This is a genomic window from Polaribacter sp. HaHaR_3_91, from assembly GCF_019278525.1.
GTDB lineage: Bacteria > Bacteroidota > Bacteroidia > Flavobacteriales > Flavobacteriaceae > Polaribacter.
In genome coordinates this window covers 594828-612668 of record NZ_CP058986.1, presented here as the reverse complement: position 1 = coordinate 612668, position 17841 = coordinate 594828, and the positions used below count along the sequence as shown (strand labels likewise).

At 33.0% G+C, this 17841-nt stretch carries 13 protein-coding genes; 2 read left to right on the top strand and 11 right to left on the bottom strand.

The genetic code is table 11. The features are described from left to right. Positions 1-44: 44 nt before the first annotated feature. The 3 genes from infB to rimP are packed head-to-tail and all read right to left on the bottom strand — an operon-like array spanning position 45 to position 4724. Positions 45-2933 carry a translation initiation factor IF-2 gene (infB, locus tag H0I27_RS02490; protein ID WP_218732351.1) on the bottom strand — a complete coding sequence of 963 codons (2889 nt, stop codon included), beginning with the start codon at positions 2931-2933 and terminating at the stop codon, positions 45-47. A gap of 60 nt (positions 2934-2993) precedes the next feature. Next, entirely contained in the window at positions 2994-4250 is a 1257-nt protein-coding gene (nusA, locus tag H0I27_RS02485) for a transcription termination factor NusA (RefSeq protein WP_165734290.1), read from the bottom strand. A gap of 12 nt (positions 4251-4262) precedes the next feature. After that, on the bottom strand, positions 4263-4724 hold the full coding sequence (gene rimP / locus H0I27_RS02480; RefSeq protein ID WP_218732350.1) for a ribosome assembly cofactor RimP: 462 nt from the start codon (positions 4722-4724) through the stop codon (positions 4263-4265). A 175-nt stretch (positions 4725-4899) separates the two neighbouring features. On the opposite strand from rimP, the gene H0I27_RS02475 reads away from it, so the two are divergent. Further along, positions 4900-5727, top strand: coding sequence for a universal stress protein (locus H0I27_RS02475; protein ID WP_218732349.1), 828 nt, complete (start codon positions 4900-4902; stop codon positions 5725-5727). Between the two features lie 39 nt (positions 5728-5766). Continuing rightward, entirely contained in the window at positions 5767-5979 is a 213-nt protein-coding gene (locus tag H0I27_RS02470) for a DUF2007 domain-containing protein (RefSeq protein WP_218732348.1), read from the top strand. Between the two features lie 103 nt (positions 5980-6082). Here H0I27_RS02470 and H0I27_RS02465 read toward each other — a convergent pair whose 3' ends face one another. From H0I27_RS02465 to H0I27_RS02430, 8 genes are all read right to left on the bottom strand, one after another. Continuing rightward, positions 6083-7675, bottom strand: a complete 1593-nt coding sequence (locus H0I27_RS02465; RefSeq protein WP_218732347.1) for an NADP-dependent glyceraldehyde-3-phosphate dehydrogenase — start codon at positions 7673-7675, stop codon at positions 6083-6085. Between the two features lie 169 nt (positions 7676-7844). After that, positions 7845-9107 (bottom strand): threonine ammonia-lyase IlvA, encoded by a 1263-nt coding sequence (gene ilvA, locus H0I27_RS02460; protein WP_218732346.1) that lies wholly within the window; start codon positions 9105-9107, stop codon positions 7845-7847. A 141-nt stretch (positions 9108-9248) separates the two neighbouring features. Further along, the gene (ilvC, locus tag H0I27_RS02455) at positions 9249-10724 is read right to left on the bottom strand and encodes a ketol-acid reductoisomerase (protein WP_208890923.1); all 1476 of its coding nucleotides are present in this window, start codon (positions 10722-10724) and stop codon (positions 9249-9251) included. 109 nt (positions 10725-10833) lie between these two features. Next, entirely contained in the window at positions 10834-11364 is a 531-nt protein-coding gene (gene ilvN, locus H0I27_RS02450; protein ID WP_165734284.1) for an acetolactate synthase small subunit, read from the bottom strand. A 101-nt stretch (positions 11365-11465) separates the two neighbouring features. Then, positions 11466-13199 (bottom strand): biosynthetic-type acetolactate synthase large subunit, encoded by a 1734-nt coding sequence (gene ilvB, locus H0I27_RS02445; protein ID WP_218732345.1) that lies wholly within the window; start codon positions 13197-13199, stop codon positions 11466-11468. Positions 13200-13292: 93 nt separating this feature from the next. After that, positions 13293-14969, bottom strand: coding sequence for a dihydroxy-acid dehydratase (gene ilvD / locus H0I27_RS02440; RefSeq protein ID WP_218732344.1), 1677 nt, complete (start codon positions 14967-14969; stop codon positions 13293-13295). 455 nt (positions 14970-15424) lie between these two features. Next, positions 15425-16546: a 3-isopropylmalate dehydrogenase gene (gene leuB / locus H0I27_RS02435; protein ID WP_218732343.1), complete on the bottom strand. Its 1122-nt coding sequence runs from the start codon at positions 16544-16546 to the stop codon at positions 15425-15427. A gap of 101 nt (positions 16547-16647) precedes the next feature. Continuing rightward, entirely contained in the window at positions 16648-17823 is a 1176-nt protein-coding gene (locus tag H0I27_RS02430) for a 2-isopropylmalate synthase (RefSeq protein ID WP_218732342.1), read from the bottom strand. Positions 17824-17841 lie beyond the last annotated feature (18 nt).

The following is a 17841-nucleotide window of genomic DNA, read 5'->3' as shown; positions in this document are numbered from 1 at the left end:
TCAGCATGCTGAAATCTCGATCTTATATCTAAGTTTTGAAATTATTATTTCAATTTCTTCTTAACTGCTACTTCCTTGTAAGCTTCAATTACATCTCCTTCTATAATATCATTATAGTTTTTAATTTGAATACCACAATCGAATCCTTTTGTAACTTCTCTAACATCATCTTTAAAACGTTTTAACGCTGTTAAAGTTCCGTCGTGCACTACAATTCCGTCTCTAATAATTCTAATTTGAGAATCTCTTTGGATTTTACCAGACATTACCATACAACCTGCAATGTTACCAACTTTAGAGATTTTATAGATTTCTCTAATTTCTACATTACCAGTAACTTCTTCTTTCATTTCTGGAGATAACATTCCTTCCATGGCGTCTTTTAAGTCATTGATAGCTGCATAAATAATAGAGTATGTTCTAATATCTACTTCTTCTCTATCGGCTACTGCTCTTGCATTTCCTTGCGGACGTACATTAAACCCAACAATAATTGCATCTGAAGCTGTTGCTAATAACACATCACTTTCTGTAATGGCTCCAACACCTTTATGTAAAATATTTACTTGAATTTCTTCTGTTGATAGTTTTTGGAAAGAATCTGTTAAAGCTTCTACAGAACCATCTACATCTCCTTTTAAGATAATGTTTAATTCTTTAAAGTCTCCTAGCGCAATTCTACGTCCAATTTCATCTAACGTTAATGTTTTCTGAGTTCTTACAGATTGCTCACGTTGTAATTGAGAACGTTTAGAGGCAATTTGTTTTGCTTCTCTTTCATCATCAAATACTACAAACTTGTCTCCAGCTTGTGGCGCTCCGTCTAAACCTAAAATAGATACTGGTGTTGATGGTCCGGCAGTTTTTAAATTGTTTCCTTTATCATCAAACATTGCTCTTACTTTACCACTGTGCTTACCTGCTAACAAGTAATCTCCAATTTTTAAAGTTCCTGCTTGTACTAGTATCGTAGAAACGTATCCTCTACCTTTATCTAATAATGCTTCCACTACTGCACCAACTGCATTTTTATTAGGGTTTGCTTTCAATTCTAAAATTTCAGCTTCTAATAAAACTTTCTCTAATAATTCTGGAACACCTGTTCCATGTTTTGCTGATATATCTTGAGACTGTATGTTACCACCCCATTCTTCTATCAACAAATTCATTTGAGATAATTGCGTTTTTACATTATCTGGATTTGCATTTGGTTTATCAATTTTATTGATTGCAAATATAATAGGCACTCCCGCAGCTTGCGCATGAGAAATTGCTTCTTTAGTTTGCGGCATCACATCATCATCTGCTGCAACTACAATAATAACTAAATCCGTTACCTGAGCTCCACGTGCACGCATTGCTGTAAACGCCTCGTGACCTGGTGTATCTAAAAATGCTATTTTTTGATCTCCAACTTTTACAGAGTACGCACCAATATGCTGTGTAATTCCTCCGCTTTCGCCTTCAATAACATTTGCTTTTCTAATATAATCTAATAAAGATGTTTTACCATGATCTACGTGACCCATTACCGTAATAATTGGTGCACGATTTTCTAATTCTTCTGGTTTATCAACTACCTCTTCTATAGACTCCTCTACTTCTGCACCAACAAATTCTACTTTGTGGTTAAATTCTTCAGCAACAATAACTAATGTTTCTGCGTCTAAACGCTGATTCATTGTTACCATCATACCTAAAGACATACATGCAGAAATAATATTTGTTACAGGAACTTCCATCATTGTAGCAACTTCACTTACAGTAACAAACTCTGTTACTTTTAAGATCTTGTTGTCTAATGCTTGAGCTTCTAACTCAGCATCAGAATGTTCTCTGTGGGCATCCCTTTTATTTCTACGGTATTTTGCTCCTTTACCTCTAGAAGATTTTCCTTGCAGTTTCTCAAGTGTTTCTCTTACTTGTTTTTGAATTTCTGCTTCAGTTGGTTCCTCTTTTTTAACTGCTGCTGGTCTAGCGGCACCTCTACCACCTCTATTAAATGGAGGTCTACTTCCACCTGCTCTATTTCCTTGACCTGGTCTACTTGGTCTTGCCGTAGCAGAACCTGGTGCACCAGCTTTAGTTACAATACGCTTACGTTTCTTTTTGTCTGCGTTTGCATCTTTTTTAGGTTCAGGTTTCTTTTTCTTAGGTCTTTCAAATTGTTTTAAGTCAATTTTCTTACCTGTAAAATTAGGACCGTCTAATTTTTTATATTGCGTTTTGATAGCTTCTGCATTTTCTGCAGTAACCTCTTCAGCTTTCTCTTCTGATTTTGAAGCGTCTTTTTTCCCTTTTGGTTTATCACCAACTTTAGAAACTTCTTTTTCTATTTCAGAAACAGATTTCTTAACCTCTGGTGCTGCCACCTTTGGTTTTTCTTCAACTGGTTTTTCAACAGCCGGAGTTTCTTGTTCCTTAGAAGCTTCTGCTTTAGTCTCTACAACTGGTGCTTCTGCTACTACTTTAGGTTCTTCAACTTTAGGCTCTTCTGTTTTAGCTTTAGGTTCTGCAACAACCTCTACAGGTTCTTCTTTTACCTTTTCAACTTTTTCAGCAGGTTTTTTACCAATATTATCAATATCGATTTTACCAACAGTCTTAAACTCTAATTTATCTGCTTTGGCTCTTAAAACCTCTTCCTTCTTAACCTCTTCCGCTCTTTTCTTCTCTAATTTAGCTTCATGCTCTAAACGAATAGCTTCTTTCTCTTTTCGTTTTTCTTCACCAACTTCTTTAGATGCAGCTTTCTTATTAGCATCTTTTTCAAAGCCATCAAGTAAAACTTGATAGACATCACCCGTAATTTTAGTGGTTGGCCTCGATTCTATTTCGTGACCCTTTCCCGCTAAATATTCGACTGCTCTATCAAGAGAAATGTTTAATTCTCTTAAAACTTTATTAAGCCTCATTGTTTTGCCTACAGACATATATTCTTTTTAACTTTATACTTGTAAAAATATGCTTTTTACGTTACTTCTTTACTATACTTAGTCCTCAAATTCTTCTTTCAAGATTTTTTGAACATCCGTAATTGTTTCTTCTTCTAAATCGGTTCTTTTTACCAACTCTGCAACACTAGTTTCTAATACGCTTCTAGCAGTATCTAAACCAATCTTCTTGAATTCAGCAATAACCCAATCTTCAATTTCGTCTCCAAATTCTGTTAACTCTACGTCTTCTTCTTCTAGACCTTCTCTCTTAACGTCTATTTCGTAACCGGTTAACTCACTTGCCAAACGAATATTTACACCACCTCTACCAATTGCTTTAGAAACTTCTTCTGGTTTTAATAAAACGCTTACACGTCCTTTTTTACCATTTCGTTCTTCTTCAAACATTTCTATTTCCATTGAAGTCACTTTTGCAGGACTTAATGCTCTTGAAATAAATAACTGCTCGTTTTTGGTATAGTTAATAACATCTATATTCTCATTACCTAACTCACGTACAATACCATGAATTCTTGAACCTTTAACACCAACACAAGCTCCAACAGGATCTATTCTATCATCATAAGAATCTACCGCTACTTTTGCTTTTTCCCCTGGTATTCTTGCAACTCCTTCAACAGTAATTAAACCATCAAAAACTTCTGGAATTTCTTGCTCAAATAATTTATTTAAGAAAACAGGCGATGTTCTAGATAAAATAATCGCTGGTTTGTTTCCTCTTAATTCTACCGTTTTAATAATTCCTTTTACAGAATCTCCTTTTCTAAAAAAGTCTGAACGGATTTGCTCGCTTTTCGGTAATACAATTTCGTTTCCTTCATCATCAAGCAAAATAATTGCATTGTGACGAATGTGATGTACTTCGGCAGTATACAACTCGCCTTCTAAATCCTTAAATTGTTTAAAGATATTTGTACTATCGTGTTCGTAAATTTTAGAAATTAAGTTCTGACGTAATGCTAAGATAGCTCTTCTACCTAAATCTATCAACTTAACTTCTTCAGATACATCTTCACCAATTTCAAAATCCGGCTCAATTAATCTTGCTTCCGCTAATTCAATTTCTTCATTATCATCTTCAGAAAAACCATCTGCAACAACAACTCTATTTCTCCAAATTTCTAAATCTCCTTTATCTGGGTTAATAATTATATCAAAATTATCATCCGAACCAAACTTACGTTTTAGGGCAGCTCTAAAAACCTCTTCTAAAATAGACATTAATGTTACTCTGTCTATACTCTTGTTATCTTTAAATTCTGAAAACGAATCAATTAATGCTATATTCTCCATTACATTTTTTGCTTAAAATACAATCTTCACTTTTGCTTCTATAATATCCTTATAAGCTAAAGTTGCTGTTTTTGTTACAGTAACCTTCCCTTTACCTATTGGCTTTGGCTCTCTTGCTTTCCAATTTAAAACAATTTTATCCTCATCCGCTTCTACCAAAGTTCCTTCAAATTCTTCTTCAGAAGTTTTTACTTTAAGTATTCTATTGATGTTTTTAATATATTGTCTCTTCACTTTTAGTGGATGCGCTATGTCTGGTGTAGAAACCTCTAGAGAAAAATCTTCTTCTTCTCTGTCAAAATTACCATCTACACTTTTACTAATTCTAATGCATTCACTTAAAGGAACACCATTATCACCATCTACTGTAACCTGAATTTTGTTGTTTTCTGAGATAGACAAATCTATCAAATATAACGACTCATTCTCGGCCAGTGCTTCCTCTACTAAATTTCTTACTTTGGTTTGGTCCATTTTAAATCCTAAAATAAAATATAAAAAGAGGGGACTCTTTAGTCCCCTTCCTTCTCCATTTATTGTAAATTTCGGTGCAAATATACTAAATGTTTGGGATTTACCAAACTAAGTTGAAGTCAATTATTTTTTGTAACTTTATATACAATCACTTTAACCTCTAATTTGTTGTACTATGAAAAAAATTTTAGTCCCAATAGATTTTTCTAAAACTTCTGAATACGCATGTAAAATGGCCGAAAAAATGGCTAGAAAAACAAAGGCCACCGTTTATCTTATTCATTTAATAGAACTCCCTAAAGGTATTACAGACATGGGATATGGAAGTAAATTTAGTATTCCTGAAAGCATGTTGTATTTAAGAAAAGTTAGAGAAAAGATACTAGAATTTAAAGAAAACTTTTTTAGTAAAGACACCCATGTTAAGTATTTTATAAAACTGAACAATCCTTTTGAGGGCATACAAAAATATGCAGATAAAATTGATACAGATTTAATAATAATGGGTTCTAAAGGTCATTCTGAACTAGAAGAAATACTTATTGGCTCTAATACAGAAAAAGTAGTACGAAATTCTAAAAGACCAGTTATTGTTGTAAAAAAAGACAGTAAAAAGTTTAAATTAAAAAATTTAGTTTTCGCATCTAACTTCAAAGAAGAGAATAAGGAAGTGTTTGGTAAGTTTGTTGATTTTTCAAAAATTTTTAATAGCAATATCCATTTACTAAAAATAAATACTCCCGCGAACTTTCAATCAACTTCGGAAGCAAAACAAAAAATAAAAGACTTTATTACCGATTTTAATTTACCTAATCACAAAATAAATGTTTATAGTGATGTTTCTGTAGAAAAAGGCATCTTAAACTTTTCTAAAGATATTAATGCAGACTTAATTGCTTTAAGCACGCATGGTAGAAGTGGTTTGGCACATTTATTTACCGGTAGTGTTACTAAAAATTTATCTAAAAACGCTTTAAAACCTATGTTTACAATTAAAGTATAGACGGTAAGTAGGTTTCAATAAATATTATTTGCTAAAAACATGAGCTTAATCACCATAAAAAAATCACATAATATATCTGATTTATTTATTTTAAAAAGCAGGTTAGAATCTGAAGGGATTAAATGTTTTTTACTAAATGAGTTTACAACTCAGTTAATGCCGCACATGTTATCATTTGAAGTAGAACTTCAAGTTTATGGTACAGATTTAGATAAAGTAAAAGAAATTTTAACTGAAGTAAATCAAATCTAAAAAATTATTATTCACCTCTTTTAGAACACTTAGTAAAATATTTACTAAAAATAAAAAACCTCCAAAATTGGAGGTTTTTTAAATATATAATTTCTACATTTTTTTACAAAAGATAATCTGTATTAATAAAATTAGATGCCTTTTTATCTAACAACTCTTCTAAAATAGCATTGTTGTAAGGTGTGTCTTTAGAAGCTACAAAAGTTCTAATAGAAAAAGAACGCAAAGCATCATGTACACTTAAAGTTGATACTGCAGAGTCTTTTCTTCCCGTAAACGGATATACATCTGGACCTCTTTGCGCAGCACTATTTAAGTTTACTCTACACACTAAATTAACCAAAGTATCAATTAACGGTGCCAAAGTTTTTACTTCACTACCAAAAACACTTACTTGTTGTCCGTAATTAGATTCTGCCATATCATCTAAAGGCTCTTGAATATTTTTAAAAGAAACAATAGGAGTTACTGGTCCAAATTGCTCTTCTTTAAAAACTCTCATATCTTTAGAAACTGGATATAAAACAGCAGGAAAAATATAGTTTTCAGAAGTTTTACCTCCTTTTTTATTAATTACCTTTGCTCCTTTAGAAGTCGCATCGTCAATTAATTCTTGAATATATGCTGGTTTCTCTGGTTCTGGTAAAGGTGTTAATTTTACACCATCTTCCCATGGGTTTCCAAATTTTAAAGCATCAACTCTCTTTGCAAATCGTTTGTTAAATTTATCTACAATATGCTCATGTACATATAAAATTTTCAATGCAGTACAACGTTGTCCATTAAAAGAAGTTGCTCCAGAAAGGCATTCATCTATTGCCAAGTCTAAATCTGCATCCGGCAATACAATTCCAGGATTTTTAGCCTCTAAACCTAACACTAAACGCAATCTGTTTTTAAAAGGGTGATTTGCTTGAATTGCATTCGCAGATTTACTGTTACCTATTAAAGCCAACACATCTACTTTACCTGTTTTCATGATAGGCGTAGCTAAAACCCTACCTCTACCATAAATAATATTCACCACACCTTCTGGAAAACTATTTTGAAAAGCCTCTAACAACGGAGATAATAATAAAACTCCATGTTTTGCAGGTTTAAAAACAGCTGTATTCCCCATAATTAATGCAGGAATCAACAAAGCGAACGTTTCGTTTAAAGGATAATTATAAGGGCCTAAACATAAAACTACACCTAAAGGACCACGTCTAATATGCGCGTGTACTCCACTACTTTTTTCAAACTTAGCAGAATCTCTATCCATTTGCTTATAGTCTTCAATAGTATCGTAGATATACTCAATGGTTCTATCAAATTCTTTTTCAGAATCCGGTAATGCCTTTCCTATCTCCCACATTAGCAGTTTTACAACTTCATCTCGTTTAGTTTTCATTTGCTCTGCAAACTCCTCCATACATTCAATTCTGTCTGCAACACGCATTGTTGGCCATAAACCCTGCCCTTTATCATAAGCTCTATAAGCAGAATTTAATGCTTCTAAACCTTCTTCTCCTGTTAAATTAGGAACAGTACCCAATAAGGTTGGTTTGTATTCTTTTGTTGATGAAATTGTAGAATATACTTCTGTAGTTTCACCTTTCCACTCTTTTAACTCACCACTAACTAAATATGTTTTTTGGTGCAATAGTGATGTTATCTTATATGCTTCTGGAATCTCTGTAAATTGTTTCTTCATAAATTAATTTTATAAATTGTATAAAAAAAATAATAATTAAAAATAAATAGTTTAATTATTTATAGTCCAAAATTAACTAAAAATAACTGTATAACACCTCATTTACACTTTTAAACACGAAATGGTTTTCGAGGTTCTATTTTTATTATAATTTAAATATTCAATGTAATTACACCAAAAATTGAAATAAATCTGGCTTGTCATTTAGGTAGTCGCCAAAGAAATTGTTTTCTTTCATTCTTTGAATTAAAGGAGCCAAATCTTGAGAAGATTTTAACTCTAAACCAACTACAGCAGACCCATTTGTTCTATTATTCTTTTTGGTATATTCAAAATGAGTTATATCATCATTAGGCCCTAAAATCTCTACTACAAACTCTTTTAATGCCCCTGCTCTTTGTGGAAACTTTACTATAAAGTAATGCTTAAGATTTGCATACAACAATGCACGTTCTTTAATTTCTGCAGTTCTTGTAATATCATTATTACTACCACTAACTACACAGACTACATTCTTTCCTTTAATTTTATCAGCAAAAAAATCTAAAGCAGCAATACTTAAAGCACCTGCAGGCTCTACTACAATAGCATCTTTATTGTACAAATCTAAAATGGTCTGGCATATTTTACCTTCGGGAACTGTAATTACTTCCGCTAGGTTTTGCTGACAAATAGCAAAGTTTAAATCGCCTACTTTCTTTACAGCAGCTCCATCCACAAAAGCATCAATTTTATCTAGCGTTGTATTTTCTTTATTTTGAATAGATGTCAGCATAGAAGGAGCTCCCTCTGGCTCAACACCAATTATTTTTGTTTCTGGTGATAGATATTTAAAAACAGAAGACAATCCTGCAGACAAACCTCCACCTCCAATAGGCACAAAAACATAATCTATTTTTTCTTTAGTTTGATTTAAAACCTCTAAACCAACCGTAGCCTGCCCCTCTATTACCTTTTCATCATTAAAAGGATGGATAAAAGTTTTGTTCCTTGAGTCACATTCTAGTTTTGCAGCATCAGAAGCATCATCAAAAGTATCTCCCTCAATTACAATTTCTATAAAATCTTCACCAAACATTTTTACTTGGTTAATTTTCTGATTTGGTGTTGGAGACGGCATAAAAATAGTTCCCTTAATCTGCAGTAGTTTACAAGACAAAGCAACTCCTTGTGCATGATTACCAGCGCTTGCACAAACAATTCCTCGCTGTTTTTCATCTAAAGTTAAAGAAGACATCTTATTATATGCTCCTCTAATTTTATAAGAACGAACCACCTGTAAGTCTTCCCTTTTAAAAAGAATGTTTGCTGCTAGTTCTTTTGATAAATTAAAGTTTTTACTAAGCGGCGTCTCAAAAGCGACACCTTTTAAGTTTTCTAAAGCCTCTCTTACACTTTCTAAACTTGGATAATAAATTTGGTTTGTTTGCATCGATCAAATGTAAAAATAAAACCTGTCAGATTATGAAATCTAACAGGTTTTTTTAACTCAATTTTTGGGGGACATTATAATTTATAGAAACCTAAATTACACCTCTTTCAAGGATTTATTTCATTATAAAAACGAACTATATTAAGCCGTTTTTATAACTTTCATAGCTGTCATAGAAGCTCTTAATTTTGCTCCTACTACCTCTACTGGATGGTTTCTAATAATAGCATTAATTCTAATTAATTCTTGGTTATCAACTCCATTTTCTGAGCTAAAAGATTTACCAATAATATCAGTTTTTACATTCTTCATAAAATCTGTTAATAAAGGCTTACAAGCATGGTCAAACAAATAACAACCATATTCTGCAGTATCAGAAATTACACGGTTCATTTCTGCCAATTTCATTCTTGCAATTGTATTTGCAATTAATGGCGTTTCGTGTAAAGATTCATAATAAGCAGAAGCAGCTATAATACCAGATTCTGTCATTGCTTCGAAAGCTAATTCTACACCAGCTCTTACAAAAGCAACTAATAAAGTTCCGTGATCGAAGTATTCTTGTTCAGAAATTTCATCACTTGTAATTTCTTGTTTTTCAAAAGCAGTTTCTCCTGTTGCAGCTCTCCAAGTTAATAAGTTTTTATCATCATTAGCCCAGTCTTCCATCATTGTTTGAGAGAAGTGACCTGTCATAATATCATCCATGTGTTTTTGAAACAACGGACGCATAATGTCTTTTAATTCTTCAGACAATCTAAAAGCTTCCACTTTTGCAGGATTAGACAACCTGTCCATCATATTGGTAATTCCACCATGTTTTAAAGCTTCAGTTACAGTTTCCCAACCATACTGAATTAATTTAGCAGCATAACCTGGTTCAATTCCTTCTTCAACCATTTTATCAAAAGATAAAATTGCTCCTGTTTGTAACAAACCACATAAAATAGTTTGCTCTCCCATTAAATCAGATTTTACCTCAGCAACAAAAGAAGATTGTAAAACTCCTGCTTTATGACCTCCTGTTGCAACTGCATATGCTTTTGCTTCTGCCCAACCTTTTCCTTGTGGATCATTCTCTGGATGCACTGCTATTAATGTTGGTACTCCAAATCCTCTTTTATATTCTTCTCTAACTTCTGATCCTGGAGATTTTGGCGCCACCATAATTACGGTTAAATCTTCACGAACTTGCATACCTTCTTCAACGATATTAAATCCGTGAGAATAAGATAATGTAGCTCCTTTTTTCATTAAAGGCATTACTGCTGTTACAACATTTGTATGTTGTTTATCTGGCGTTAAATTAATAACCACATCTGCACTTGGTAACATTTCTTCATAACTACCAACTTCAAAATTATTTGAAGATGCATTTATATAAGACTGTCTCTTTTGATCGATAGCAGCCTGTCTTAAAGTATAAGAAATATCTAAACCAGATTCTCTCATATTTAAACCTTGGTTTAAACCTTGTGCTCCACAACCTACAATAACAATTTTCTTCCCTTTCAATGCTTCTACCCCGTCTTCAAATTCTGAAGCGTCCATAAAACGACATTTCCCTAATTGTTCTAATTGCTCTCTTAATGTTAATGTGTTAAAATAATTTGACATTTTTATTGTTTTTGTTTGTTGTTTAGAATTAAGATTTTAGAATATAGACACCATATTAACTTTACGTAATTACCTATAACCTAACCTCTAGCCTCTTTACTCTTTTTATTTAGTTGTTGTATGTTTCTAGTAATGCTGATATTTTCATTTCTTCTTTAGTAATAGCAACACGTCCTGAACGTGTATATTGCATAATACCAAAAACGCTTAATTGATCATATAATGCTACTATCTCTTCTTTTTTTCCTGATTTTTCCAACACAAAAAACTCAGTATTTACAGTAACAATTCTTGCGTGGCTCTTTTTAATGATATTCTGAATTTGAGGTTCTTCAAATAATAATTCAGATTTAATTTTAAACAACCCAGAAATCTGATAAATTGTTTCATCATCATTATGATAATACGCCTTAATAACCTCTACTTGTTTCTCTATCTGACCAATAATTTTCTTAATATTTTCCTCTGTCATACTTACAACAATGGTAAATTTAGAAACACCAGGTATTTCTGATGGAGATGTATTTAAACTCTCTATATTTATATGTCTTCTTTGGAAAATTGCTGAAATTCTGTTCAACAATCCAATATTATTTTCAGTATAAATAGATACTGTGTAAAATTGTTTTTCTGTACTCATTTTTTTAAAGATATTAGAAGAAAGATGATAGAAAATAGACCATTATTGCCTTTTATTCTAATAAACCTTTACCCTTTGTTCTCTACTCCTTGTTCTTTTTATTACTCTAGTCTAATGTCTGAAACACTTGCTCCGGTAGGAATCATAGGAAAAACATTTCCTTCTTTCTCTACACAAACCTCTAAGAAATAAGCTTCTTTACTTGCCATCATCTCCTCAACTGCCGCAGCCAATTCTTCTCGTTTAGTAACTTTCTTTGCTTTTATATAATACCCTTCTGCAATAGCCACAAAGTTTGGGTTTGTCATCTCTGTAGAGGCATAACGTTTATCAAAAAACAATTGCTGCCATTGACGTACCATTCCTAAGAACTCATTATTTAAGACCACTACTTTTAAAGCAACTTTCTGCTGAAAGATAGTTCCTAATTCTTGAATCGTCATTTGGTAACCACCATCACCAGAAATTGAAACTACATCTCTTTCTGGAGCTGCCATTTTAGCACCAATTGCCGCTGGTAAACCAAAGCCCATGGTACCTAAACCACCAGAAGTAATATTACTTTTTGACTGATTGAACTCAGCATATCTACAAGCAATCATTTGATGTTGACCAACATCACTTACAATTGCCGCGTTTCCTTTACTCTGAATGTTGATTTCTTTTAAAACCTCACCCATAGTTAAACCTTCTTTCGTTGGATGAATATCGTCTTTAATTACTTTTTCATATTCAATAGCGTATAAATCTGCAAATTTTTGACGCCATTCTGGATGCTTATTTTCGTTTAACATTGGTAACAATAATTCTAAGCTAGCTTTTGCATCACCTAAAACTGCTACATCTGTTTTTACGTTTTTATCTACCTCAGCAGGATCAATTTCAAAGTGAATTACCTTGGCTTGTTTTGCATACGTATTTAAACTACCCGTAACACGATCATCGAAACGCATACCAATAGCAATTAAAACATCACACTCATTTGTTAAAACGTTTGGTGCATAATTACCATGCATACCAACCATACCAACATTTAATGGATGCGAAGTTGGAATTGCAGAAGCTCCTAATATTGTCCAAGCAGAAGGTATTCCTGCTTTTTCAATTACAGCTTTAAATGCTTCTTCTGCTTCACTTAAAATAACTCCCTGTCCCCAAACCACTAATGGCTTTTTAGCAGCATTAATTAATTTAGCAGCTGCTTCTAAAGTGGAAGCATCTGTTTTTGGAACTGGATTATAACTTCTAACTTTTGTACATTTTTCATATGAAAAATCGAACATTTCCTGTTGCGCATCTTTTGTAATATCAATTAAAACAGGCCCTGGTCTTCCGCTCTTTGCAATGTAAAAAGCTTTTGCCATCATTTCTGGAATTTGAGATGCTTTGGTAACTTGACAGTTCCATTTTGTAACTGGTGTAGAAATACCTACAATATCTGTTTCCTGAAACGCATCACTTCCTAATAAATGAGAAAACACCTGCCCCGTAATACACACCATTGGTGTAGAGTCTATTTGTGCATCTGCAATACCAGTAATTAAATTGGTTGCTCCCGGACCAGAAGTTGCAATACATACACCTACTTTACCAGAGATTCTTGCAAACCCTTGTGCAGAATGTGTTGCACCTTGCTCATGACGTGTTAAAACGTGATGAATTTTATCTTGATATTTATATAACTCATCATACACTGGCATAATTGCTCCACCAGGATACCCATAAATTATTTTTGTATCTTCTGCAATTAAGCACCTAACGATTGCTTCGCTACCAGAAATCCTTTCTGTAACTTTTGCTGTGTTTTGTTTATTTTGTATGGTTTGAGTTTCCATAGTTTTATATTTTTAAATACCTACAAGGCTATTGAAACCTCGTAGGATATCTTGTCTCTTTTTTTTATCTTGTTTCTTGATTTTATTATAAAACTATAAATCGGTAACACACCCTTTAGATGCTGATGCCACTGATTTTGCATATTTATATAAAATCCCTTTTTTGTGCTTTAATGCAGGGGCAATCCAATTTGCTCTTCTAGCAGCTAACTCTTCATCAGAAAGCAATACATTAATTGAATTATCTTCTGCACTAATTCTAATTTTATCACCAGTTTCAAGAATTCCGATAGTTCCTCCTTCTTGTCCTTCTGGTGTAATATGTCCAACCACAAAACCATGGGTTCCTCCAGAAAAACGACCATCTGTAATTAAAGCTACAGATTTCCCTAAACCTGCTCCCATAATTAAAGAAGTTGGTTTTAACATTTCTGGCATTCCTGGTCCTCCTTTAGGTCCAACATACCTAATGACGACTACATCTCCTCTTTCTACTTCTCCGTTTATAATTCCGGTATTTGCTGCTTGTTCCCCATCATAAACCACTGCTTTTCCTTCAAAAAGCAATCCTTCATTTCCAGATATTTTTGCTACAGCTCCTTCCTCTGCTAAGTTTCCATATAAAATCTGTAAGTTACCAGAAGACTTTAAAGCTTTATCTGTTGGGTGAATTACATCTTGTTCATCAAATTCCATTGCTACTACATCCGCCAAGTTTTCGGCTAATGTTTTACCAGTAACCGTCATACAATCTCCATGTAAGTATCCTTTATCTAACAAGTATTTCATTATTGCAGGTGTTCCTCCAATACTATGTACATCTTCCATTAAATATTTTCCAGATGGTTTTAAATCTGCAATTAACGGAGTTCTGTCACTAACTTTTTGAAAATCTTCTAATGTAAACTCAATATCTGCTGCATGCGCAATTGCTAAAAAGTGTAATACTGCATTTGTAGATCCACCTAAAGCATTTACCAACGCGATTGCATTTTCTAAAGATTTTTTAGAAATAATATCTAAAGGTTTTAAATCTAATTCTAATAAGTTTTTAATTGCCAAAGCTGTTCTTTCTGCTTCAGATAATTTATTAGGATTTTCTGCCGGTATAGATGAGTTATATGGTAAAGAGAACCCCATACATTCTATTGCAGAAGCCATTGTGTTTGCAGTATACATACCACCACAAGCTCCAGCTCCAGGAATTGCTCTTTTTATAACTTCTCTATATTCTTCCTCTTCTATTTCTCCAGCCATTTTTTGACCTAAAGCCTCAAAAGCAGAAACAATATTTAACTTTTTTCCTTTGTAGTTTCCAGATGCAATTGTACCACCATACATCATAATTGATGGACGATTTAAACGCAACATTGCAATTACGGCTCCTGGCATATTTTTATCACAACCAACTACTGATACTAAAGCATCATAACTTTGAGCATTCATTACAGTTTCTATAGAATCTGCAATAATATCTCTTGAAGCTAATGAATAATTCATACCAGAGGTTCCCATAGAAATACCATCTGAAACACCTATTGTATTGAATCCTAAACCGACTAAACCTGCAATTTTGCTTTCAATCTTGACCTCTGCAGCCAAATTGTTTAAATGCATATTACATGGGTTACCATCATAACCAGTGCTCGCAATACCAACTTGCGCTTTCTGCATGTCTTCATCCGTTAAACCTACCGCATACAACATTGCTTGTGATGCTGGTTGAGATTCGTCTTGTGTTAATCTGCTACTGTGCTTATTTAGTTTCATTTAATGTTTTCTTCAATTTGTTGTCTAAATTACTATGTTTCTCCATTTTTATTGAATAAAATTCAATAACTTACTTTAAATTCACGTGTTAAAAAAACACCTTAATCAATTGAATTTAAACTAATTAAGCCTACTTAATTATGATACTCAATCTTTAAAATAAATTCATAAAAAAACCTTCCATTTTAATGGAAGGTTCGTTTATAAAAAATATAAATATCACTTCCTTACCAATTCGTAATAATTACGATGACGTTGATAATAGAAATAATATTTAATAATTGTTTTTTCACTGGTGTAAATATTGCGATTTATATTTTAATACGCAACTAATATTTTTTTATTGATGATTGCTCACAAACAAGTCTAGCCCAGATTGAATGGTCTGTTTGAGCTCTTTTTTGTTTTTTACAAAAAAAGCGAGTAATGAAAGCTGGAAACAGCTTCTAAAAAACTTAAATTATTGTGCTTTGCCCCATATGAATGTTTTTAAAATTCATATTACTATCTTCTTGGTTCGCAATATAATCTGCTATAAAATCGCCCACTTTTGCAGTGGAAGCCGAATACTGGTTTTTGCCTTTTAAATCTTGTGTTGTTATACCTAAATCTAACGATTTTTCTACAGCTCTTTGTATTGCATCTGCTTCATCATGTAAACCCAAATGTTCTAACATAAGTGCTGCTGATAAAATAGACGCTAAAGGATTGGCAATATCTTTACCTGCTGCTTGCGGATATGAACCGTGAATTGGCTCGAATAATGCATTTTTTTCTCCTACTGAACTTGATGCCAAGATACCGATTGAACCTCCGATTACACAGGCTACATCTGAAATAACATCTCCAAAAAGGTTTTCTGTTAATATAACATCGAAACGTTTTGGGTTTAATACAATTTGCATTGCTGCATTATCTATAAACATAAAATCTAAAGCAACATCTGGATATTCTTCTCCAATTTTTGCAACTGTTTTTCTCCATAAACGAGAAGTTGCTAAAACATTTGCTTTATCAATTAAAGTTACTTTTTTCTTTCTGTCTTGAGCTGCTTTAAAAGCTAAGTGTGTAATTCTAGAAATTTCATCTACCGTATAAGAACAAACGTCTGATGCTTTTAAACCATCTTCGCTTATTTCTTTTTTACCGAAGTAAATTCCAGATGTTAACTCCCTATAAATAACGATATCTGTTCCTGAAATAATTTCTTTTTTAAGAGGAGAGTTTTTAAGTAATTTAGGATATGCTTTTACAGGTCTTACATTACAAAACAACTCTAACTCCTGTCTTAAACGCAATAAACCTTGTTCAGGTCTTACTTTTAAGGTTGGGTCATTATCATATTTTAATTCTCCAATAGCCCCACATAAAACTGCATCTGCATTTTTACATATTTCTATGGTTTCCTGCGGTAATGGATCACCTGTTTTGTCAATTGCACAAGCGCCCATTTGAGCTTCTTTATATAAAAATATATGGTCGTAAACTTCTGCCACCGCATCTAAAGCTTTTTTTGCTTGCGTGGTTACTTCTGGTCCAATACCATCTCCCGGGATTATTGCAATTGTATATTTCATTCTGTACTTGTAATCTAAAATTATTCTGTTATCAAAGGTAGTTGATTATTTTTAATTGTTGTATCAAAATTCACAACTACCCTCGAAGACAAAGTTTCTTTTTACACTGTTGCTACCTTAGAGATTTTACTAACCTCTATCATAATAGCATGAATATCGTCATCTTTTACTTCTTTTTGCTTATCTGCTGTACTTAAAAAAGCATCATAAGCAACATCTAACTGAACTTTTGTTAGCTCATAACCAATCTTTTTGGCTCTGTACGCCAATGCTGCTCTACCACTTCTTGCAGTTAATACAATTGCACTTTCTGTAACACCAACATCTTCAGGATCCATAATTTCGTATGTTTCTCTGTTTTTTATAACTCCGTCTTGATGTATACCAGAACTATGCGCAAATGCATTTGCACCAACAATTGCTTTGTTAGGTTGTACCGGCATTCCCATACTCTCTCTAACCATAATACTTGTATCATACAATAGTTTTGTATCGATACTTGTTTCTAGGTTTAAATACGGGTGTTGCTTTAACACCATAACCACTTCTTCTAGCGCTGTATTTCCTGCTCTTTCTCCAATACCATTAATAGTACACTCAATTTGACGAGCACCATTAATTACACCTGCAATAGAATTTGCTGTTGCCATACCTAAATCGTTATGGCAATGGCATGAAAGAATTACGTTATCTATGCCTTTTACGTTTTCACGTAAATATTTAATTTTTGCCCCATACTCTTCTGGCAAACAATACCCCGTTGTATCTGGAATATTTAAAACTGTTGCTCCAGCTTTAATAACAGCTTCACAAACTCTTGCTAAATATTCATTATCTGTTCTACCAGCATCTTCTGCGTAAAACTCTACATCTTCTACAAAAGACTTTGAATAAGAAACTGCTTTTACAGCACGTTCTATTACTTTTTCTCTTGTTGAATTAAATTTGAATTGAATATGAGAATCACTTGTACCAATACCCGTATGAATTCTTGGGTATTTTGCATATTTTAGTGCTTCTGCAGCTACTTTAATATCATTTTCTACAGCTCTGGTTAAACCACAAACTGTAGCATTTTTTATAATTTTTGAAATCTCAGTTACTGAAATAAAATCTCCTGGGCTAGAAACCGGAAAACCAGCTTCAATTACATTTACACCCAACAAATCTAATCTTTCAGCAATTACCAATTTTTGTTTTGTATCTAACTTACACCCAGGGACCTGCTCCCCATCTCTCAATGTTGTATCAAAAATTTGAACCTTGTTATCTTGCATAATATCTGTAAAGATTAT